This window comes from Pseudomonas sp. RG1, assembly GCF_025910115.1.
Classification (GTDB): Bacteria; Pseudomonadota; Gammaproteobacteria; order Pseudomonadales; family Pseudomonadaceae; genus Aquipseudomonas; species Aquipseudomonas atacamensis.
Map to the genome: position 1 here is coordinate 216,619 of NZ_JAPCIK010000002.1, position 20,682 is coordinate 237,300.

Annotated in this window: 19 protein-coding genes and 1 pseudogene; 13 read left to right on the forward strand and 7 right to left on the reverse strand. The window is 60.1% G+C overall.

Annotated features, from left to right (window positions below; translation table 11 throughout):
- Nucleotides 1-25 precede the first annotated feature (25 nt).
- Nucleotides 26-243 (reverse strand): annotated as a pseudogene (locus OK411_RS02690) (acetyl-CoA sensor PanZ family protein); the annotation flags it as partial.
- A gap of 228 nt (nt 244-471) precedes the next feature.
- On the opposite strand from OK411_RS02690, the gene OK411_RS02695 reads away from it, so the two are divergent.
- The 7 genes from OK411_RS02695 (at nt 472) to OK411_RS02725 (ending at nt 6,443) form a co-directional block, all read left to right on the forward strand.
- Nucleotides 472-2,136 (forward strand): OFA family MFS transporter, encoded by a 1,665-nt coding sequence (locus OK411_RS02695; RefSeq protein WP_024011221.1) that lies wholly within the window; start codon nt 472-474, stop codon nt 2,134-2,136.
- A gap of 273 nt (nt 2,137-2,409) precedes the next feature.
- Nucleotides 2,410-3,003, forward strand: coding sequence for an imidazoleglycerol-phosphate dehydratase HisB (gene hisB / locus OK411_RS02700; RefSeq protein WP_016772125.1), 594 nt, complete (start codon nt 2,410-2,412; stop codon nt 3,001-3,003).
- On the forward strand, nt 3,003-3,641 hold the full coding sequence (gene hisH / locus OK411_RS02705; RefSeq protein ID WP_016772124.1) for an imidazole glycerol phosphate synthase subunit HisH: 639 nt from the start codon (nt 3,003-3,005) through the stop codon (nt 3,639-3,641). Before hisB ends, hisH begins: the two co-directional genes overlap by 1 nt.
- Nucleotides 3,642-3,905: a DUF2164 domain-containing protein gene (locus OK411_RS02710; protein WP_264364377.1), complete on the forward strand. Its 264-nt coding sequence runs from the start codon at nt 3,642-3,644 to the stop codon at nt 3,903-3,905.
- Nucleotides 3,906-4,000: 95 nt separating this feature from the next.
- Nucleotides 4,001-4,750, forward strand: a complete 750-nt coding sequence (gene hisA / locus OK411_RS02715) for a 1-(5-phosphoribosyl)-5-[(5-phosphoribosylamino)methylideneamino]imidazole-4-carboxamide isomerase (RefSeq protein ID WP_076565146.1) — start codon at nt 4,001-4,003, stop codon at nt 4,748-4,750.
- Nucleotides 4,751-4,843: 93 nt separating this feature from the next.
- Entirely contained in the window at nt 4,844-5,614 is a 771-nt protein-coding gene (hisF, locus tag OK411_RS02720) for an imidazole glycerol phosphate synthase subunit HisF (RefSeq protein WP_264364378.1), read from the forward strand.
- 73 nt (nt 5,615-5,687) lie between these two features.
- On the forward strand, nt 5,688-6,443 hold the full coding sequence (locus tag OK411_RS02725; protein WP_123444045.1) for a substrate-binding periplasmic protein: 756 nt from the start codon (nt 5,688-5,690) through the stop codon (nt 6,441-6,443).
- Here OK411_RS02725 and OK411_RS02730 read toward each other — a convergent pair.
- From OK411_RS02730 to gpmI, 5 genes are all read right to left on the reverse strand, one after another.
- Complete coding sequence (locus tag OK411_RS02730) at nt 6,424-7,800, reverse strand: Vps62-related protein (protein ID WP_264364379.1); 1,377 nt, start codon at nt 7,798-7,800, stop codon at nt 6,424-6,426. The genes OK411_RS02725 and OK411_RS02730 overlap by 20 nt on opposite strands.
- Nucleotides 7,801-7,917: 117 nt before the next feature.
- Complete coding sequence (locus OK411_RS02735; protein WP_264364380.1) at nt 7,918-8,694, reverse strand: divergent polysaccharide deacetylase family protein; 777 nt, start codon at nt 8,692-8,694, stop codon at nt 7,918-7,920.
- 2 nt (nt 8,695-8,696) lie between these two features.
- On the reverse strand, nt 8,697-10,016 hold the full coding sequence (locus OK411_RS02740) for a S41 family peptidase (RefSeq protein WP_039756590.1): 1,320 nt from the start codon (nt 10,014-10,016) through the stop codon (nt 8,697-8,699).
- 31 nt (nt 10,017-10,047) lie between these two features.
- A complete protein-coding gene (locus OK411_RS02745) occupies nt 10,048-11,334 on the reverse strand; it encodes a murein hydrolase activator EnvC family protein (RefSeq protein WP_016772118.1) in 1,287 nt (428 codons plus the stop codon).
- Between the two features lie 313 nt (nt 11,335-11,647).
- Nucleotides 11,648-13,177, reverse strand: coding sequence for a 2,3-bisphosphoglycerate-independent phosphoglycerate mutase (gene gpmI, locus OK411_RS02750; protein ID WP_016772117.1), 1,530 nt, complete (start codon nt 13,175-13,177; stop codon nt 11,648-11,650).
- A 153-nt stretch (nt 13,178-13,330) separates the two neighbouring features.
- Here gpmI and OK411_RS02755 point away from each other — a divergent pair, with 153 nt between their 5' ends.
- The 3 genes from OK411_RS02755 to secB are packed head-to-tail and all read left to right on the forward strand — an operon-like array spanning nt 13,331 to nt 14,543.
- A complete protein-coding gene (locus OK411_RS02755) occupies nt 13,331-13,744 on the forward strand; it encodes a rhodanese-like domain-containing protein (protein WP_016772116.1) in 414 nt (137 codons plus the stop codon).
- Between the two features lies 1 nt (nt 13,745).
- Nucleotides 13,746-14,000 carry a glutaredoxin 3 gene (gene grxC, locus OK411_RS02760; RefSeq protein ID WP_016772115.1) on the forward strand — a complete coding sequence of 85 codons (255 nt, stop codon included), beginning with the start codon at nt 13,746-13,748 and terminating at the stop codon, nt 13,998-14,000.
- A 57-nt stretch (nt 14,001-14,057) separates the two neighbouring features.
- Nucleotides 14,058-14,543: a protein-export chaperone SecB gene (secB, locus tag OK411_RS02765; protein WP_016772114.1), complete on the forward strand. Its 486-nt coding sequence runs from the start codon at nt 14,058-14,060 to the stop codon at nt 14,541-14,543.
- Between the two features lie 96 nt (nt 14,544-14,639).
- Here secB and OK411_RS02770 read toward each other — a convergent pair whose 3' ends face one another.
- Nucleotides 14,640-15,095 carry a tRNA (cytidine(34)-2'-O)-methyltransferase gene (locus OK411_RS02770; protein WP_122699876.1) on the reverse strand — a complete coding sequence of 152 codons (456 nt, stop codon included), beginning with the start codon at nt 15,093-15,095 and terminating at the stop codon, nt 14,640-14,642.
- Between OK411_RS02770 and OK411_RS02775 the strand changes: the two genes are divergently transcribed.
- From OK411_RS02775 to OK411_RS02785, 3 genes are all read left to right on the forward strand, one after another.
- Nucleotides 15,094-15,534 (forward strand): hypothetical protein, encoded by a 441-nt coding sequence (locus tag OK411_RS02775; RefSeq protein WP_016772112.1) that lies wholly within the window; start codon nt 15,094-15,096, stop codon nt 15,532-15,534. The genes OK411_RS02770 and OK411_RS02775 overlap by 2 nt on opposite strands.
- 187 nt (nt 15,535-15,721) lie before the next feature.
- Entirely contained in the window at nt 15,722-17,713 is a 1,992-nt protein-coding gene (locus OK411_RS02780) for a leucine-rich repeat domain-containing protein (RefSeq protein WP_257221675.1), read from the forward strand.
- A gap of 84 nt (nt 17,714-17,797) precedes the next feature.
- Nucleotides 17,798-20,269 carry a leucine-rich repeat domain-containing protein gene (locus tag OK411_RS02785; RefSeq protein WP_264364381.1) on the forward strand — a complete coding sequence of 824 codons (2,472 nt, stop codon included), beginning with the start codon at nt 17,798-17,800 and terminating at the stop codon, nt 20,267-20,269.
- Nucleotides 20,270-20,682 lie beyond the last annotated feature (413 nt).

Below are 20,682 nucleotides of genomic sequence, written 5' to 3' on the forward strand. Positions count from 1 at the left end.
TGCCGGCACCCGGTTCGGTGTGGCGTCATCTGCCGAGGGTCGGCGGCGGCACCTGCAACTTCGCCACCGGGCCTGCGCTTGAGGATGCCCGGCGGGCGTCAGAGGGTGCAATCCGGCCCCCGCTTGCGACGCCATTTTTTGCGCTTGGTTCACCCGTCGTTCAGTCACGCCAAGGCGACGGGTAACTTTTCGCACGCATAAATGGGACAAGTAGCAAACGGCGTGGTGCCTTTGCAGACGCGGGGTTGGCGGCTTCCCCAGTCGTACGAGAACAGATGACTTGAAAAAAGGTGATATCAGTTTGGTTTTTCTGTCACCTGAGAATGGTAACCTTCGCCAGTTCGTCCGCCCGTCTGCGACTAAACGTCGCGCCTTCAAGGAGCTTCACCTAAAAAAACGGTCATGCCTGCGTGCATAAGGCCGAGGGTGAGCAGTGGCTGGCGAACCATACTAACAATTGGGGGATACATAATGAGCACGAGCATCACGGCGGACGGCCTCAGAGCCGACCAGCCTGCGTTCCTGTCCAAGGAACGCATCATCGCCAAGCCCGGTTTCAACCGCTGGCTGGTTCCACCGGCCGCTTTGGCCATTCACCTGTGCATCGGCATGGCCTACGGCTTCTCGGTGTTCTGGTTGCCGCTGTCCAAGGCACTCGGCGTTACCGCGCCGGTGGCTTGCGCGCCGGACATGAGCTTCATCGCACAGGTATTTTCGTCGAACTGCGATTGGCCGATCTCCATGCTCGGCTGGATCTACACGCTGTTCTTCATCTTCCTCGGCTGCTCTGCAGCGATCTGGGGTGGCTGGCTGGAACACGCCGGGCCTCGTAAAGCGGGCGTGGTCTCGGCCTTGTGCTGGTGCGGCGGTCTGCTGATTTCCGCGCTGGGTATTTATACCCACCAGATCTGGCTGATGTGGATCGGCTCCGGCGTGATCGGAGGTATCGGTCTGGGCCTGGGCTATATCTCGCCGGTGTCGACCCTGATCAAGTGGTTCCCGGACAAGCGCGGCATGGCGACCGGCATGGCGATCATGGGCTTCGGTGGCGGCGCGATGGTCGGTGCACCACTGGCGACTGCACTGATGAGCCACTTCGCATCGCCAGAAGGCGTGGGCGTATGGCAGAGCTTCGTGGCCATGGCGGCCATTTACTTCGTGTTCATGATCGGTGGCGCATTGTCCTACCGCGTGCCGCCAACCGGCTGGAAACCTGAAGGCTGGACCGCTCCGGCGAAGAAAGCTTCCAACGCCATGATCACCAACCGTCACGTCCACGTGAACGTAGCGTGGAAAACCCCGCAATTCCGTCTGGTCTGGCTGGTGCTGTGCCTGAACGTGTCGGCGGGTATCGGTATCCTCGGCATGGCTTCGCCACTGTTGCAGGAAGTGTTCGGCGGCAAACTGCTGGGCGTCGATGTGCCGTTCGGTCAACTCGACGCTGGCCAACTGGCCTCGATCGCGGCGATCGCAGCGGGCTTCACTGGTCTGCTGAGCCTGTTCAACATCGGTGGCCGCTTCTTCTGGGCCTCGTTCTCCGACTACCTGGGCCGCAAAAACACCTACTTCGTGTTCTTCGCCCTGGGTTTTGCTCTGTACGCGCTGATTCCGAACATGGGCCATCTGGGCAACGTTGCACTGTTCGTGGCGGCGTTCTGCATCATTCTGTCGATGTACGGCGGCGGTTTTGCGACGGTGCCGGCGTATCTGGCCGACCTGTTCGGTACGCAGATGGTTGGTGCGATCCATGGTCGTCTGCTGACGGCTTGGGCTGCGGCTGGCGTGCTGGGTCCGGTATTGGTGAACTACCTGCGTGAGTATCAGCTGAGCATCGGCGTGGAACGCGCTGCGGCTTACGACATCACCCTGTACATCCTCGCCGGCCTGCTGGTGCTGGGCTTCCTGTGCAATCTGATGGTGCGCCCGGTGGCCGACAAGTACTTCATGACCGACGCCGAACTGGCCGCCGAACAGGCGCTGGGCCACGACAAGGGTGCCGATGCCAGCACCGTTCTGGAGTGGAAAGCGGCGCCGGGCACCAAGCCTCTGGCGATCGCGGCATGGCTGGTGGTGGGTATTCCGTTGGCGTGGGGTGTGTGGGTGACCCTGCAGAAGACGGCGGTACTGTTTCACTAAGGTGTTAGCTGAATAAACACCGACCCTGTGGGAGCGAGCCTGCTCGCGAAGACGGAGCACCAGTCGACATCAATGTTGGCTGGCGTGCCGCATTCGCGAGCAGGCTCGCTCCCACATTCTTTTATGGCATGCCTGTACTGGCTTGTATGGACATGTCTACCCGCGACAGCCGGGCGTTCTATCCGTCAGGCATCTCACCTCTCGTGTTTCTGTTTGCCTCCTGCGTGCCTATAATGGCTGCCTTTTTCGCCCAATGATTTTGCGGAGCTGGTGATGGCCGAACGTAAGGCGTCTGTCGAGCGCGACACTCTGGAAACCCAGATCAAAGCCTCGATCAACCTTGATGGCACCGGAAAGGCCCGATTCGATATCGGTGTACCTTTTCTTGAGCACATGCTGGATCAGATCGCCCGTCACGGGTTGATCGACCTGGATATCGAATGCAAGGGCGATCTGCATATCGACGACCACCATACGGTGGAAGACGTCGGTATCACCCTCGGCCAGGCGTTTGCCAAAGCCATCGGCGACAAAAAAGGCATCCGTCGCTACGGCCATGCCTACGTGCCGCTCGATGAAGCGCTGTCGCGCGTGGTGATCGATTTCTCCGGTCGCCCGGGCCTGCAGATGCACGTGCCGTACACCCGCGCTACCGTCGGCGGTTTCGACGTTGACCTGTTCCAGGAGTTTTTCCAGGGCTTCGTCAACCACGCGCTGGTCAGCGTGCACATCGACAACCTGCGCGGCACCAACACCCACCACCAGATCGAAACCGTGTTCAAGGCTTTCGGCCGCGCACTGCGCATGGCCGTCGAGCTGGACGAGCGCATGGCCGGGCAAATGCCGTCGACCAAAGGCGTTCTGTAATGCAGACGGTTGCAGTTATCGACTACGGCATGGGCAATCTGCACTCGGTGGCCAAGGCTCTTGAGCACGTCGGCGCTGGCAAGGTGCTGATTACCAGCGATGCGAACGTGATTCGCGAAGCCGACCGTGTGGTATTCCCGGGCGTTGGCGCGATTCGCGATTGCATGGCGGAGATCCGTCGCCTCGGCTTCGACTCGCTGGTCCGTGAGGTCAGCCAGGATCGGCCGTTCCTCGGAATCTGTGTCGGCATGCAAGCCCTGCTCGATACCAGCGAAGAGAACGCCGGCGTCGACTGCATCGGCCTGTTTCCGGGCGCGGTGAAATTCTTCGGCAAGGATCTGCACGAAGACGGCGAGCACCTGAAGGTCCCGCACATGGGCTGGAACGAGGTGAAGCAGAACATCAGTCACCCGTTGTGGCATGACATCCCGGATCTGGCGCGTTTCTACTTCGTGCACAGCTACTACATCGCCGCCGCCAATGCGCGGCAGGTGGTAGGCAGCGGTCATTACGGTGTCGATTTCGCCGCAGCGCTGGCCGACGGTTCGCGTTTCGCCGTGCAGTTCCACCCGGAGAAAAGCCATACCCACGGCCTGCAACTGCTGCAGAACTTCGCTGCGTGGGACGGTCGCTGGTAAATGGCTGTCAAGAAATCCAGACCGCCGATTCTGACCCTCACTCCCGAACAGGAGAACGAGGCCAATCACAAGATCAAGCGGTTCATGGAGGATCGTTTCGAACTGGACCTGGGTTCGTTCGAAGCGGCAGAAATTCTTGAGCTGTTTACCCGCGAGATTGCTCCGCACTACTACAACAGGGCGATTTTCGATGTGCAGACCCACCTCAAGGAACGGTTTGAAAGCATCGAAAGCGACCTGTGGGCGCTCGAAAAAAGCAGCTGAAAGCTACAAGCTTCAAGCTGCAAGAGTGAAACGAACACACGCATGCTTGCAGCTTGTGGCTTGCAGCTTGCAGCTCTTTTGACGAAGGAAAAAGCATGCTGATTATTCCCGCTATCGATCTCAAAGACGGTGCCTGCGTACGTCTGCGCCAGGGCCGCATGGAAGATTCCACGGTGTTCTCCGATGACCCGGTGAGCATGGCTGCCAAGTGGGTGGAGGGCGGTTGCCGCCGTCTGCATCTGGTCGACCTCAACGGCGCGTTCGAAGGCCAGCCGGTCAACGGCGAAGTGGTCACCGCGATCGCCAAGCGCTACCCGACCCTGCCGATCCAGATCGGTGGCGGCATCCGTTCGCTGGAAACCATTGAGCATTACGTCAAGGCCGGCGTCAGCTACGTGATCATCGGCACCAAAGCCGTAAAAGATCCGGCGTTCGTTGCTGAAGCCTGCCGTGCGTTTCCGGGCAAGATCATTGTCGGTCTGGATGCGAAAGACGGTTTCGTCGCCACCGACGGCTGGGCTGAGATCAGCACCGTGCAGGTCATTGACCTGGCCAAGCAGTTCGAAGCCGACGGCGTGTCCTCGATCGTTTATACCGACATTGCCAAAGACGGCATGATGCAGGGCTGCAACGTACCGTTCACCGCTGCGCTGGCCGCTGCCACCAGGATTCCGGTGATCGCTTCCGGCGGCATCCATAACCTGGGTGACATCAAGTCGCTGCTCGACGCCAAGGCACCGGGCATCATCGGCGCGATCACGGGCCGCGCGATCTATGAGGGCACTTTGGATGTTGCAGAGGCTCAAGCTTTTTGTGATGGCTACGCGGCCAGCTCCAAGTTGTAAGCTGCAAGCTGCAAGTTAGAAACTCGACCGCGATCGGCTCTTTCCTGCAGCTAGTAGCTTGAAGCTTGCAACTCTTAATCGGAGATTAAGCCCATGGCGTTAGCCAAACGCATCATCCCTTGCCTGGACGTGGACAACGGCCGGGTCGTCAAAGGTGTGAAGTTCGAGAACATCCGCGACGCCGGTGACCCGGTGGAAATCGCCCGTCGCTACGACGAGCAGGGTGCCGACGAGATTACCTTTCTCGACATCACCGCCAGCGTCGATGGCCGTGAAACCACGCTGCATACCGTCGAGCGCATGGCCAGTCAGGTGTTCATTCCGCTGACCGTCGGCGGTGGCGTGCGTACCGTGCAGGACATCCGCAACCTGCTCAATGCCGGCGCGGACAAGGTGTCGATCAACACCGCCGCCGTGTTCAACCCCGAGTTCGTTGGCGAAGCCGCGCAGCATTTCGGCTCGCAGTGCATCGTCGTCGCCATCGACGCCAAGAAAGTCTCCGGCCCCGGCGAAACCCCGCGCTGGGAAATCTTCACCCACGGCGGGCGCAAGCCGACCGGCCTCGACGCGGTCGAGTGGGCGAAGAAAATGGAAGGCCTCGGTGCTGGCGAAATCCTCCTGACCAGCATGGATCAGGACGGCATGAAAAACGGCTTCGACCTCGGCGTGACCCGCGCCATCAGCGACGCGCTGGGCATTCCGGTGATCGCTTCCGGTGGCGTCGGCAATTTGCAGCATCTGGCCGACGGCATTCTCGAAGGCCATGCCAGTGCGGTGCTGGCGGCAAGTATTTTCCACTTCGGCGAATACACCGTGCAGGAAGCCAAGGCCTACATGTCGCATCGCGGCATCGTCATGCGCTAAAGCGTACAGGCCAGTGGACAGCATGGCGCGCCCAAGGCACTCTTGGGCACGCCATGGATTCCGGTAGCCCGACATGATCAAACGCCTGCTTGTTGTTCTCGCCAGCGCCTCGTTGTTGTTCATCAGCAATGCCCGGGCCGAAACCAGTCCCGACACCGATCTGGTGCTGCTCACCGAAAATTTCCCGCCGTACAACATGGCGAAGAATGGCAAGAATTTCGCCCAGGGCGACAACATCAACGGCATTGCCACGGACATCGTTCGCGAGATGTTCCAGCGCGCCGGCCTCACCTACAGCCTGACCCTGCGTTTCCCCTGGGAACGTGTCTACAAGCTCGCCCTGGAAAATCCCGGTTATGGGGCCTTCGTCATGGCGCGCCTGCCCGATCGCGAAAGACTGTTCAAATGGGTCGGCCCGATCGGCCCGGATGACTGGATTCTGCTGGCCAAGGCTGACAGCAAGATCACCCTCGACACCCTCAATGACGCGCGCAAATACAAGATCGGCGCCTACAAGGGGGATGCGATTGCCGAGACACTCACCAAGCAAGGCCTCAAACCGGTGGTGGTGCTGCGCGATCAGGACAACGCTAAAAAGCTGCTCAATGGCCAGATCGATCTGTGGGCCACGGGTGATCCTGCCGGTCGTTATCTGGCACGGCAGGATGGCGTGACCGGTCTGAAGACCGTGCTGCGCTTCAACAGCGCCGAGTTGTACCTGGCGCTGAACAAGGATGTTTCCGATGACGTCGTCGCCAGGTTGCAGACCGCGCTGGATCAGTTGCGCAAGGAAGGCGTGGTCGATGAAATCATGGCGCGCTATCTGTGACCACATCCAGATCAGGCGATGGCAGCGCTTCTACGCTGGTGCTGTCGGTGCCTGTCTCAGCGGGGATATCCGACGTCAGCGATGGGCACGAACTGACTGACTCGATGGATTGCGGCGGGTATTGCGTCAGCAGAACGCTGGAGTCGTCGGTATAGCCGAAATCGACCGCCACTTGAGTACCGTCTTCCCTCACCAGTTCGTAATGGCTTTGCATCTGATAGACCGCTACGGCTGATTGTTTTGGCACCATGGCAATCACGATCTGCGGTCGCAGCTCGTGCCAGCCGTTGGAAGACGCTTCAGTGTGGGTCAGGGCCTTCGGCAGGCAAGCCGAGAATCTGGTCATGCGGATGTCGCTCAGAGGCGCGGATGGCCAGGCTTTTACAATTTCCATCGCGGTGAAACTATGGAACATCCGCATCGTCACGGCGCTCTGCGCGCGCGGCGCAGTCCATTTTCTCGCGCGGTATGTGTCTGCCTCATTGCGCTCATAACCGATGAGCACGTATTGGTCGGTCCTTTTGAGTGCGTAGTAAGGTGAGTTGCGAAACTGCTCACCGGGATGCGCATGGTCTCGCACCGCGAACCAGGGCAGGCGGGCAACATGTGTGACTGTGGCGGGTTCGCTTTCGGCTGGCTTGGCATAGCCACCGAGAACCGGAACCTGCGGTGGTTCGCTCAGTTGCACAGGGATCTGCATGCGCAACGCGTACGCCGATGAAGGTGCCGCAGGCTTGCTGTAGCCCTGAATGCCGGCGAATGTGCCCGCTGCAAACAGGATTTCGCCTGCTGCCGCAGTCGGCGGTTCGATGGTGTAGGCACTGAAACTCATTTTGGCGCCGCTACCTTTGTCATTCCAGATCAACTCGCCGAGGTTCGCCGCGACGACGAGGTCGACCCTGACGCAACGCACTGAGTTGAGCGAAGGTTTGCAATGATCGGTGGTGCAGACTTGTCCCAAGGCGACGTAACCGACAGGTGCCAAAGGGCGCCAGATCGACAGGCGCGCAACATTGGGCGCCCCGGTTTCTTTCCAGACCAGTTCAAAATCGATCGGACGCGCCAGTGCCTTGCCTCTGGCGTTTTCGACTCCTTTCAAATCCCTCTCGCAGACCACGGCCGCGACTACTTCGCCGTTGATATTGGCATCGCCGGGGATCAGCATATCGCCCAGCGGGAAATAGCCCGGCAGTGCATCCGGAGCGGGGGCAGGGCGCCAGAAGGTGGCGGGTTTCGCTTTCGAGCCGTTGCTGCTCCAGACCCGATTGAATTCCGTGGTGAAGTTGATCAGCAGGCTGTCCTGGATGATCGGTTCCATTTGCCGTGGCAGCGCTGCGATATTGTCTTCGATAGTCATGATGATTCCTGATAGTTGAAAGCGACGCGAGGGCGTCGCGACCTGTTGCAGGTCGCACTATCGGAAACGGGGACGGTTATCGGGTGGTAACTATGTATGTGCCAGCGTCACAGGGTTTTACCTATAAACGCCATCCTTGCCATACCCAGCCATGGCGCGGTTGCTGCGCACGCTGATCATCTGCCGGATATCGATCCAGTCGATGCCTTGCGCTTTAAGCTTGGGTAATTCGCGCTCCAGCACCGCCAGGGTCTGCGGATACGGATGGCCGATCATCACCGCTGAACCCTGTTTGTGCGCCAGGGCGATCGCTGTCTGCAACTGAGCGGCAATGGCCGCTTCGGTGCGCTCATCATCGAGAAACACGTCTCTGGAAACGCTGGCCAGATCGATTTTCTGCGCCTGCTGCGCAGCGACCGTTTGAGCGCTGGTGCGGCTGTCGACGAAGAACTTGTGCCGACGCTGCAATTCGCCCATCAACCACGCCATCGCCGCAGGCTGCGCGGTCATGCGGCTGCCCATGTGATTGTTGATGCCGGCGGTGAACGGGACTTTTTCAAACGCGGCATTCAGGCGTTTCTGCAGCTCTTCGATGGGCAGTTCGGGGTGCCAGGCGTACGGCCCGGTGGCCGGATCCATGGGCATGTGCAGGATGACGATCTTGCCGGCGCGATGGGCTTCGCGGGCAAATTCGGTGGCGTGGGGGGTGTCGGGCATGATCGCCGCCGTGACCGGGCCGGGCAGGGCGAGCACGCGGCGATCCCGGGGCAGGTTCTGCCCCAGGTCATCGATGATCAATGTCAGGTAGGCTTTGTGCGGCGAGGAGCTGGCGGGCTCTGCTTGGGCAAAACCCGCCAGACAGCACAAAAGGACGCAGAGTGCGCGGAGCAACATCCTCAGCGGCCGGAGGTGATGCTCAGGCCTTTGAGCAGGCTCAGGGCCTGGGCCAGCTGGTAATCGTCATCCTGCGGCATCGCTTTGGCCTTGCCGCCGGAACCGCTCGGTTTGTCGGCGCCGCCGTTGCCGTTGCCCAAATGACCTTGCAGATCGGCTTCCTTGAAGTATTCGCTGTCGGCTTCGTTGGTGATCTTCGCGCGGCGCACTTCGATGTCCGGCACGATGCCCTGAGCCTGGATCGAGCGGCCGTTCGGCGTGAAGTACAGCGCGGTGGTGATCTTCAGCGCGCGGTCGTTGTTCAGCGGCAGCACGGTCTGCACCGAGCCCTTGCCGAAACTGGTGGTGCCCATGACCACGGCACGTTTCTGGTCCTGCAGGGCGCCGGCGACGATTTCCGAAGCCGAGGCGCTGCCGCCGTTGATCAGCACGACCATCGGCACCGCTTCGCTTTCGTCCTTGCCGGTGGCGGAGAAGCGCAATTCGGAGTTGGCAATGCGGCCCTTGGTGTAGACGATCAGGCCTTTGGTGATGAAGTGGTCGACCACTTCCACTGCCGATTGCAGTACGCCGCCCGGGTTGTTGCGCAGGTCGAGAATGATGCCGTTGAGCTTCTTGCCGTTGTCCTTGCGCAGTTTGGCCAGAGCCTTGGAGACTTCTTCGCCGGTCTTGACCTGGAACTGGGTGATGCGGATGTAGCCGTAGCCCGATTCCAGCAGTTGCGCCTTGACGCTTTTCACCTGAATCACTGCACGGGCCAGGGTCACATCGAACGGCGTGCCGCCATCGCGAACCAGGGTCAGGGTGATTTTCTGGCCGATCTTGCCGCGCATCTTGTCGACGGCTTCGGTCATGGTCTGGCCGCGGGTTGGCTGGCCGTTGATCTTGACGATGAAGTCGCCAGCCTGAATGCCGGCCTTCGACGCCGGGGTGTCGTCGATCGGCGAGACAACCTTGATGAAGCCGTCCTCGGCGCCGACTTCGATGCCCAGGCCGCCGAATTCACCGCTGGTGCTTTCCTGCAGCTCGGTGAAATCTTCCGGGCCAAGGTAGGCCGAATGCGGATCGAGGTTGCTGAGCATGCCCTTGATCGCGTTTTCCAGCAGGGTCTTGTCGTCCACAGGTTCGACGTACGCGGCTTTGATCCGGTCCATGACCTCGGCGAAGGTGCGCAGCTCTTCCAGCGGCAACGGCGCCTTGGCGGTCGCGGCAGTGCCTGCCGGAGCGACGGTCGGGGCCGGTTGCGCGGCGAACGCCAGAGGCGCGCCGATCACCAGGGCGATCGTCAGGGCCAGCGAGGTAAGGCGGGACAAATGCAGCATGTCGAACGAACTCCTGAATTAGATGGTGCGCTTATCCTTGCGCACGACACCATTGCGCCGGATCACTCGGGTGACCCTGCTGACGAATTGCGAAATACAGCGCTGGCGTGTCCTGACCGCCACTGTTACCGACAGTGGAAATCGACTCGCCAGCCTTGACCACATCACCCGCCGACTTGAGCAGCGTCTGGTTGTGGCCGTAAAGACTCAGAAAACCGTTGCCGTGATCGAGAATCACCAGCAAACCGGCACCGCGCAGCCAATCGGCAAACACCACGCGCCCACCGTGTACGGCGTGCACCTGGCTGCCGGCGGAAGCGCTGATCATCACGCCATCCCACTTGGTGCGGGCGTCGTCGCCACGGCTCTCACCGAAGCGTGCGAGTAATCGACCATCAACCGGCCACGGAAGTTTTCCCCGGGTCGCAGCAAATGGCCCGCCAAACGTTTCGCCGCTGCTCGATACCAGCGCGCCGGGGCTTGATCTGGCGGGTTTTCGTGGGGCGTCGCTGTTATCAGCCTGCGCCTCACGCAAACGCTTTTTTTCCGCTTCCTGCTGGGCGATCAGCGCTTTCTGCCGCGCTTCCTCTGCCTCACGAGCCTGGCGGGCCAGGGTTTCTTCAATGGTTTTAAGGACTTTAGACAGGTCTGCCTGATCCTGCTCGCGGGCGGCGAGTTTCTGGTCGCGGGCCTTGACGTCGTCATTGAGTCTGGCAAGAACCTGCTGGCGTTCCTTGCGGACTTTCTCGAGTGCTTCGCGCTGCGTGTCGAGGTCGCTTTTCTGCACCAGCAACTGCGCTTGCTGCAGGCCGATGTCTTTTTCGACATTGGCCAACTGGCGCAGGGTTTCGTTGAAGTTCTTCAACTGCTCCAGGCGTGCCTGGCTCAGGTAGTCGTAATACGTGAGGGTGCGGGCGAACTTCTCGGGGTTCTGCTGATTGAGCAGCAGCTTGAGGTATTCCTGGCGGCCGTTCTGGTACGCCGCTCGGGCCTGAATGGCGATCAGTCGCTGCTGTTCAGTGCGCGCGCTCTGGAGTTTTTTTTTCTCTGCATCGAGCCGCTGTAGCTCGGATTCGCTTTTCTGCAGTTCTTTCTGCAGCGCGTCGACCTGCTTCTGCAGCTTGCCCATCTCGGTTTCAGTGCCCTTGAGCTCTTTCTGCACGCCGGACTTTTCTTCCTGCAGCTTGCCCAAGAGTTTTTTCAGCTCGGCGATATCCTGACGCGTGGCGTCCAACTGCTGTTGGGTTTGCGCGCGCTCGTCGGCGAAGGCCGGCTGGAGCAGACAGGTCAGAGCAAGGGCGATCAGGACGCGAAGCATAGGGGCGGGCGGCACCAGGGTAGAGGACGGCCTAGTATGCCCGCCCGAGGCTGCAAAAAAAACGCCCAATTGGGGCTGCGTGATAACTGGACAGAAAAACACCGCAAACCAATGCAGGAGTGACCTGTGGCGAGGGGATTTATCCCCGTTCGGCTGCGCAGCAGTCGTAAAACCAGCACACGCGGTGTACCAGAGATACCGCGGTGTTCGATTTCAGGGCGGCTGCGTCACCCAGCGGGGCGGTGCGACGGTTCGCTAAATCCCCTCGCCACAAAGTCATTTGCAGCAGGTTTCGCCGTTTTCTGGATTCGCGTTACACCAGGATCGAAGTCCCGGTCATCTCCGCCGGTTTTTCCAGACCCAGCAGCATCAGCATGGTCGGTGCCACGTCCGCCAGCACGCCGCCTTCGCGCACTTTCAGGTCGCGCTTGCCGACGTAGATGAACGGCACCGGCTCGGTGGTGTGCGCGGTGTGCGCCTGACCGGTGGATTCATCAGCCATTTGCTCGACGTTGCCGTGGTCAGCGGTGATCAGTGCTTCGCCGCCGACCTTTTCCAGCGCCTCGACGATGCGACCGACGCAGGTGTCCAGGCACTCGACCGCTTTGACCGCCGCGTCGAACACGCCGCTGTGGCCAACCATGTCGCCGTTGGCGTAGTTGACCACGATCACGTCGTAGCGCTGGTTTTCGATGGCGTCGACGATACGGTCAGTGACTTCCGGGGCGCTCATTTCCGGCTGCAAGTCATAAGTCGCGACTTTCGGCGACGGGATCAGGATGCGCTCTTCGCCCGGGAACGGTTCTTCACGACCGCCGGAGAAGAAGAAAGTCACGTGAGCGTATTTTTCGGTTTCAGCAATGCGCAGCTGGGTCTTGCCGTTTTTCGCCAGATAATCACCGAGAACGTTTTCCAGGCTGCCGGCAGCGAAGGCCGACGGTGCCGGAATGCTTGCGGCGTACTGGGTCAGCATGACGAAACCGGCCAGTTTTGGCTGGCGCGCGCGCGCGAATTCCTTGAAATCGTCTTCGACGAACACGCGGGTCAGCTCGCGGGCGCGGTCGGCACGGAAGTTCATGAACACCACGGCGTCGCCGTCTTCGACTTTCACCGGCTCGCCGATGGAGGTGGCTTTGACGAACTCGTCGCTTTCGCCACGGGCGTAGGCGGCTTCGAGACCTTCCTGAGCGGTGGCGGCGTTGAATTCGCCGTTGCCGTCGACGATCAAATTGTAGGCTTGGGCGACGCGATCCCAACGGTTGTCACGGTCCATGGCGAAATAGCGGCCGATGATGCTGGCGATCCGGCCTTTGCCCAAGGCCTGGAAAGTCGCGTCGAGCAGTTCGATCGACGAAGCGGCGCTTTTCGGCGGCGTGTCGCGGCCATCGAGGAAGGCGTGCAGGTAGATTTTTTCGGCGCCGCGCTTGAAGGCCAGTTCGGCCATGGCGATCAGGTGATCCTGGTGGCTGTGCACGCCGCCATCGGACAGCAGGCCCATGAAGTGCACGGCTTTGCCGGCGGCCACGGCTTTATCGACAGCGGCGCAGATGGTCGGGTTTTCGAAGAATTCGCCGTCGCGGATCGCTTTGGTCACGCGGGTGAAGTCCTGATACACCACGCGCCCGGCGCCGAGGTTCATGTGGCCGACTTCGGAGTTGCCCATCTGGCCGTCCGGCAGGCCGACGTCCATGCCGCTGCCCGAAATCAAGCCGTTCGGCACCGTGGCCCACAGACGATCCAGCACAGGTTTCTTCGCCGCGAACACGGCATTGGATTCGGGGCTGTCGCTGTGACCGAAGCCGTCGAGAATCATCAGGACCAAAGGTTTGGGCGTAGTCGTCATGGAATCCACTCGTGGCTGATAAAGAAGAGGGCGATGGAAAACGGAGTTGGAGTTTAAAGCGAAGTTCCGACCGCGTCACCGCCGGACGGGGTTTGGCCGACCATAGTGGCTGTGTATACTGGCCGACATTTTAACGCCCTGGAACCTCCTTCGATGGTTGCTCACCTGATTGAATTTGCCACTAACCACTACATTCTTGTCGGTATCTTCGTCGTACTTCTGGCTCTGTTGCTGGCGCACACGATGCAGGGCGGCGGCAAGAGCCTGAGCACCGGCGAGCTGACCGCACTGGTCAATAAAGACGCAGGCGTGGTGGTGGACATCCGTCCGGCCAAGGATTATGCCGCTGGCCACATCGTCGGCGCGGTGAACATCCCGCAAGACAAACTGGCTGCCCGCGTCGGCGAGCTGGAAAAACACAAGGCCAAGACCATCATTCTGGTCGACGCCCTCGGTCAGACCGCCGGTACTCACGCCCGCGAGCTGATGAAGTCCGGCTTCACCGCCGCCAAGCTGTCCGGCGGGATTTCCAGCTGGAAAGGCGACAACCTGCCGCTGGTGAAATGACATGAGCGAAGTCATCGTCTACTCCAGCGATTACTGCCCTTACTGCTCGCGCGCCAAGCATCTGCTCGCCAGCAAAGGCGTGGCCTTCGAAGAGATCAAGGTCGATGGCAAGCCGCAGCTGCGTGCCGAAATGACCAAAAAGGCCGGGCGCACGTCCGTGCCGCAGATCTGGATCGGCGCAAAGCACATCGGCGGTTGCGATGATTTATACGCCCTGGAGCGCGCCGGCAAACTCGACGCGCTGCTCAAGGGCTGAACGGCTGCACCCACGTACAGCACTCCCTAAAAGACCCAAGATCGATAAGGATCTGAGATGACTGACCAACAGAACACTGCAGCCAGCGAAGAAGAAACCGCACCGCAATTTTCCTTGCAGCGCATCTACGTACGCGACCTGTCCTTCGAAGCCCCGAAAAGCCCGGCGATCTTCCGCCAGCAGTGGGATCCGGCGGTCGGTCTGGATCTGAACACTCGCCAGAAAGCGCTGGAAGGCGATTTCTACGAAGTGGTGCTGACTCTTTCCGTCACCGTGAAAAACGGTGAAGAAGTGGCCTTCATCGCTGAAGTGCAACAGGCCGGTATCTTCCTGATCAAGAATCTGGACGCGGCTTCGATGAGCCACACCTTGGGTGCGTTCTGCCCGAACATCCTGTTTCCGTACGCCCGCGAAACCCTGGACAGCCTGGTTACCCGCGGTTCGTTCCCGGCGCTGATGCTGGCCCCGGTGAACTTCGATGCCCTGTACGCGCAAGAGCTGCAGCGCATGCAGGAAAGCGGCGAGACCCCGACTGTTCAATAACGGCTCGGATACGCATCGCGGGCAAGCCCGCTCCCACAGGTTTTGCACATTCCTGTGGGAGCGGGCTTGCCCGCGATTGTTTTGGTCAGACGAAAACTATTTGAAGTCGTTCTGCCGCCACGCTTCGTACACGGCGACCGCCACGGTGTTGGACAGGTTCAGGCTGCGGCAGCCTTCGCGCATCGGCAGGCGCAGGCGCTGTTCGGCGGGCAGGGCGTCGAGCACGTCCGCTGGCAGGCCACGGCTTTCCGGGCCGAACAGAAACGCGTCGCCGGGCACGAACGCGGCATCATGGAACGGCCGTGAACCCTTGGTGGTGAAGGCGAACACGCGCGGGTTGCCCAGGCTTTCCAGACAACTGGCCAGGTTAGCGTGACGCTGCAACGTGGCATATTCGTGGTAGTCGAGACCGGCACGGCGCAGGCGCTTGTCGTCCATCTCGAAACCCAGTGGTTCGATCAAATGCAGGTGGCAGCCGCTGTTGGCGCACAGCCTGATAACGTTGCCGGTGTTCGGCGGAATTTCTGGTTGAAAAAGGATGACGTGAAACATGCACGGCTCCGAAGGTAAAGATGAGCGGCATTCTACGCCGCCTGTGGACAACCGTTCGAAACTATTCCCGCGCGTCATCGGCTCGCTGGCGATTGTCGGCTTGATGATCGGCTTGATGATCGGCCGGCTGACCACGCCGGATCCGAGCGTGCTGGAGCAGGTCGAGGTTACCGATGGCGGCCTGGTGGTGTGGTTCAACAATGAGCCGAAGCTGCACGGCGAGATCATCGACGGCACCGTCGCGCTGCTGTTTCAGGCCGAAGGTCGACCGCAGAAAGGCCAGCTCAGGCTCAACGGCAAGGACGTCAACTGGCGCATGCGCAAGAGTGATGGCGGATTGTTGCTGACGGTGCTGGCAGCGCGTCCGTTGCGGGGCGACTGGGTCGGCAGCGAGGTCGATGATCGCTGGCGACTGGAGATCCGTTTGAGCGAGCCCTAGCGGCACTTCTTCATCACTGGGGCGCGCTCCCACACTTTTTGAGGTCGTTTCCCACTGCGACCGTCTTCCTTTCCCATCTCCAGCACGTGCTCGTGCACGCTATCGTTCGCCCCTACAAACGGCAGGATGCCGAAACCCGTCGTCCCCTTGCAGGAATGCAGGGGGCGTCTTTTTCAAGGATGAAAATATGCCAGTCAAACCCCCTCGCGGTGGCGGTACCCACGTGGACGCCTCGGGCAGCCCGCATCGGTCTGCGGACGTGGACACTTCGCTTCCCGGCCACTTGGGTCGCACAGACGTCGATGTGGATATTGCTCAGCACCATTTGCTGCCGCGCGCTGGATCATCCACCGACGCCACCCTGGATGCCGTGCCCCCCGCCGCGGCCGTTGTAGTTCGCGCAATCGCGGAGGGTATTGGCCCTCCCGCCACTCAGCCTTCGCTGGACAATTACGTCACCAACGCCCGAGCGATACTTCCACAGGTCAACAGCGAAGGTTTGCGGGTGATCAGTCGGCGAACCTACGCAGACCTGGCCAACGGTGACCTGGTGCCTGTCGCCGTGGATCCTGCGACGGGTTTGTACCGAGCCCGGCGGCCAAGCGAGTTGCTCCCTTCCGGCCCGGTGATGCTGCGCGATGTGGACAGCGGACTTTGGTATGCGCGTGAAGTCGCGGAGCCAACTACCCGGGAACAGATCCGCACCTACCTTCCCGACGCGACCGACGAGGACGCGGATGCCTTCATCGCCCGGTTTGATGACAAGGACGTGGCAGAGCTTGAGCTCAAGCATATCCAGCTTGGGCTTGCGCTATTGGACTCGACGGGTTTTGACCTGCCGATCAGTCGAGGTTCCATTTCATCGGACAACGAGTTTCATGAGGCGCGAAATATGTGGGCGACGTTTCGCCAGTTGTACCGATGGCAAGGCCAGCCCGAGCAGCGCGTCTACCGTGATGGGCGGCTCGTGGGCTTCAAGCTGGAAATCGATCTGACGATTTGGCCAGTTGCAAAGCCGCTTTCCTTGAAGTTCGGCTCAGTGGTTTCTCTGACGTTAAGAGGCCGTGGCCGGCTGGATCCGGACGTGTTTTGCGCACAATTTCCCAACCTTGAAAGTCTGACGATTACCAGTCAGGAAATCGGAGTGCAAGGCCGGTTTCAAGGATGGGACGTGATTAATTGGGTGCATTCAAAATTCAGTCTGGATTCGCGCTTTGCCGAGCAATTGAAAAGATTCCCGCGTCTGCAAAGGCTGCACTTTCAGGACTGTGAATTGACGTCTGACTTTTCCGTACGAGGCCTTGCCAGGCTACATGAGCTATGGCTTTGCAATACATTCGAGGCCCCGGTGAATAGCCTCGACATGCAAATGCGGCACCAGGAGCAAGTCACCTTTTTGCAAGTGGCAGCTGACCTCAGAGGGATGACTGAACTGCGAGTGCTGGATCTGAGCCGCACCGGAATACACCTGCTGCCTTCCGGTCTTGAGGCCATCGACGTGGCGTCGAAGCTTGAAGTGTTGAGACTGGGGGGCAATCCGCTTGCGGACAGCCTTTCACTCGAAAACATGACCGCACTGCAGGAGCTGGATCTTTCCAACACACGATTGCAACGATTTCCCGAGGGCGTTACCGACAGGATTCCCGCAAGAGAACTGAATCTTGCGGACAATCACATCAGGTCGATTCCCGAATCCGTGGAGCTCAGAGCGGGCTTCAATCTCATCGGCAATCCGATCACGGACCCGACCTCGCTACGGCGGTTGATACGAGCACGTGCCGAGACAGGCACCGATATCTGGCTTGGGCAGGAAAGCAGCGATGGGTCTGCCGATCTCTGGCTACGCAACGTGCCACAGGACCAGATAGCGGAAAAACAAGCGCTGTGGGACAGGCATAACGCCGCAATGCCACTGGCAGTGACCGGCATTCTTCGTCGGCTGAGTCGAACGCCCGAGTTTCACGTCGAACGCCCGCTGCTGCAGCGGCGCGTGTGGTGGTTTCTGGAAATGTATGACAGGGCCGACGTCACCGAGCGGGCCAGGCTCGACGCCATTCTTCATACGGAAACGAGTCCCGGGAGGATGCTGGACCGGCTGGAGAATGAAATCCGCAGCTATGACGCAGGGCGACAGAATCAACCGCTGCACCCTCTGCCCAAGCGTCCGCGTATTGCTTAGGGGGATGCAAACAGCGGGCGGCACGATGCCGACACTACTACCCCCTGCACAATAGCCGGGGCAACTTTTCAAGGATGAAAAAACATGCCAGTAAAACCACCTCGCGGGGGCAGCACCCACGTTGATACGGATGTCCACACGTTCCCGAAGCGAAGCTCTGATAAGGATTTCATAGCGGCGGATGTACCCGTCCGCGATGGCACGGTCCCCTGGGCTGGCCTCGATGATCTGAAGTCGCGAAGCACCAAACCTGGCGACGACGCAGGCCCGGTTGCGATCCTGCCGGCGCCGGTGCTCGAAGTTCGCCCGGCGCCGCACCTTGCTGCAAGCCCCGCTGTCATAAACCGGTCACTGGAGACCTACCGGATAACGTCAGCGATCGAGCTGCCTGATGCTGATAGCGAAGGCTTCAGGATGTACAAAAATCGCTGTTATGTTGACGTACCTGACAGTGGCCTCGTTCTCGTCGCAGTGGATCCGGATACGGGGTGGTATCGCGCTCGACATTCCAGCGAGTTGTTCCCTTCCGGCCCATGGATGTTGCGCGATAGCGAGAGCGGCATCTGGCATCCGCACAGCGACTTCAGCACCCGCACCAACCCCCTGACCGCCAAAAGCCTGGACGGCTTTCATGCCGGGCCGGATCTCAGCGGCGCGCAATCGGGCAGCGACGGCGTGATACGTCACGAAGGCAGGCTCTATGTGGTCATCCATGAACAGGCGTATCAGGTCATGCAGGATCTGGATGCCTCCCGCCCGGAATACAGGGTTTGGCGCCTGGTCAAACCCAACGATCCCATCGCTGCCGACAGCGCGAATATCTACCGCGCCAGCCTTGGCGGTGAAACCCTGGCTATCACCCGCAGCGCGCAGAACACTTGGGTTTCCATGCTCACCGGTTTGCGCGGTGGGATGGACGGCGCTGCACAGGCGCCTGCCAACCCGTTCAACTTTCACCGCCCCTGGCTCACCGGCGCCGGCCCCTCAGGGGCACAACCGCCGGTTCTGGTTGCGACCACGCGGGCGCAGGTCAAACGCTATTTTGCTGACGCGACGGATCAACATGCCGATGATTTCATTGCGCGATATGGAGAAGCGGGGTTGGCGGAAGTGGAACTCAAGCGGCTTCAGTTGGAGTTTCCTCGGTTGGACCGTGAGATCACTGCCTGGGAGACGGGCTACAAAGGCAAGGACAATGCAGAGCGCACGCGCCGGCTGGCAATAGGTGCCAACATGCGCCGGTTGTTCAAGTGGCAGGGAGAACACTCGGAAAAAGTCTACCGAGACGGGCGGCTGGTCGGTTTCAAGCTGGAGCTCGACCTGGGAAGTCGGGGCAATCTCGCGCCGCCGGGTTTTTCGGTTCCGCTCAGAGCCGTCGTATCCCTGGTCCTGGAGGGAAGTCCCTCAAGAAGTCTGGGCAATGTGTTCTCGATGCTTTCCCACATTGAAACCCTCGAAGTACGCAGATTCAAAGGCAAGAGTCATGAACTGTTAAGCGAAATCGGTAAACTCCCGGCGTTGAAAGTCCTGACGATGCAGGAAGCCACACTCTGGCTCCCGTCGGTCACTCTTGAACATTTCACGCAACTGACCCGTTTGCGGGAGCTGAGCCTGACGCACTGCAGTATCTGGCCGCCTTTTTCGGTGCGCGGTATGACCGAGTTGCGGGTCTTGCGCGCACGTTCCTGTGGACTGCGTCGTCCGCCTGACGGGGTGGGTGAATTGCCCGCGGCGTCAAGGTTGGAGGTGCTTGATCTGTTCCATAACCCCGATCTGACAGACGCGCCTGATGTGACTCATATGTCCGCATTGCGAGAGTTGAATCTGGCCCATAGCTACATATCTTCGCCGCCGCCCGGGCTTGATTTGCCCAGCGGTCCGACGCGGCTGGAGAAACTGGATTTGTCGCAAAGCCGGCTGGCTGTGGCGCCTTCACTGCGGGGAATGACGGCGTTGCTGGAGGTCGATCTCAACCGTACTCGTATAAAGAGTTTCCCGGACGGCGTTACATCCGATATTCCCAGGACGCGTCTGGATCTGGCCCATACCGGGATCAGCGCAATTCCTGAAAACATTGAGCTGAGAAAGGGTTTTGACCTCACTGGCAGCCCGATTGCCGACCCCGCTTCTCTGCGACGTCTGATAGCTGCACGTCGGCAGACGGGTAGCGATCTATGGCTGGGAAGAATCGAGTCTGATTTGGGGATCCATCACTGGATGCACCATGTTCCCCAAGCACGACACGCTGAAAAGTCTGCGCTGTGGGATGCATTTGTCCTTGAAGCGAACTCCGCAATGATGAAACGAATCAGAAATCTGGTGCGTACGCCGGAATTTCAGGTTGAGCGGCTGCTTTTGCAGCGCCGGGTCTGGTCGTTTATCGAGCGTTTCCAAAACGCCAGTTACGGTGAGCAAAGAAGTTTGCTGCGTATTGCAACTGATGAAGCCAGCCCTGGAAAAATGCTGGACAGGCTGGAGGAGGAAATAAGGAGGTCTGACCCGACGTGGCAAAACCAGCCCCCACATCATGCGCCCGGGCGCCCGAGACTCGAGTAGGGGCGGGGGCGCTGCAGTGTAAAAGCGGGAATCCCTGACCTGCCTGTATCAGGGTTCCCAAAAGCATGGGCGTCGCGTTCAGCGTCGGCCCGGTGTAAAGAGGGAACCCCCGGCCTGCCTGTACCAAGGATCCCAAAAGGGTGGACTCATCCGTTGCGGTCTGAGCCCGATGTAAAGAGGGGAATCCCCGGCCTGCCTGTACCAAGGTCCCCGAAACGGGTGGTGAAACGAATCACCTGAGATAGGTATTGCAGGGTGCGTGCCAGGTTTAAATTTGCTGAAACAAAAAACGCTTTGGGAAAGCGAAAGCCCCGGAATACGGGGCTTTCGCTTATTTGAAGTCTGGAATTTTCAACACTTTGCAACTGGGCGATGAGCATCGGGCTCTGCGCGATCCCGGGTCATCGTGCATT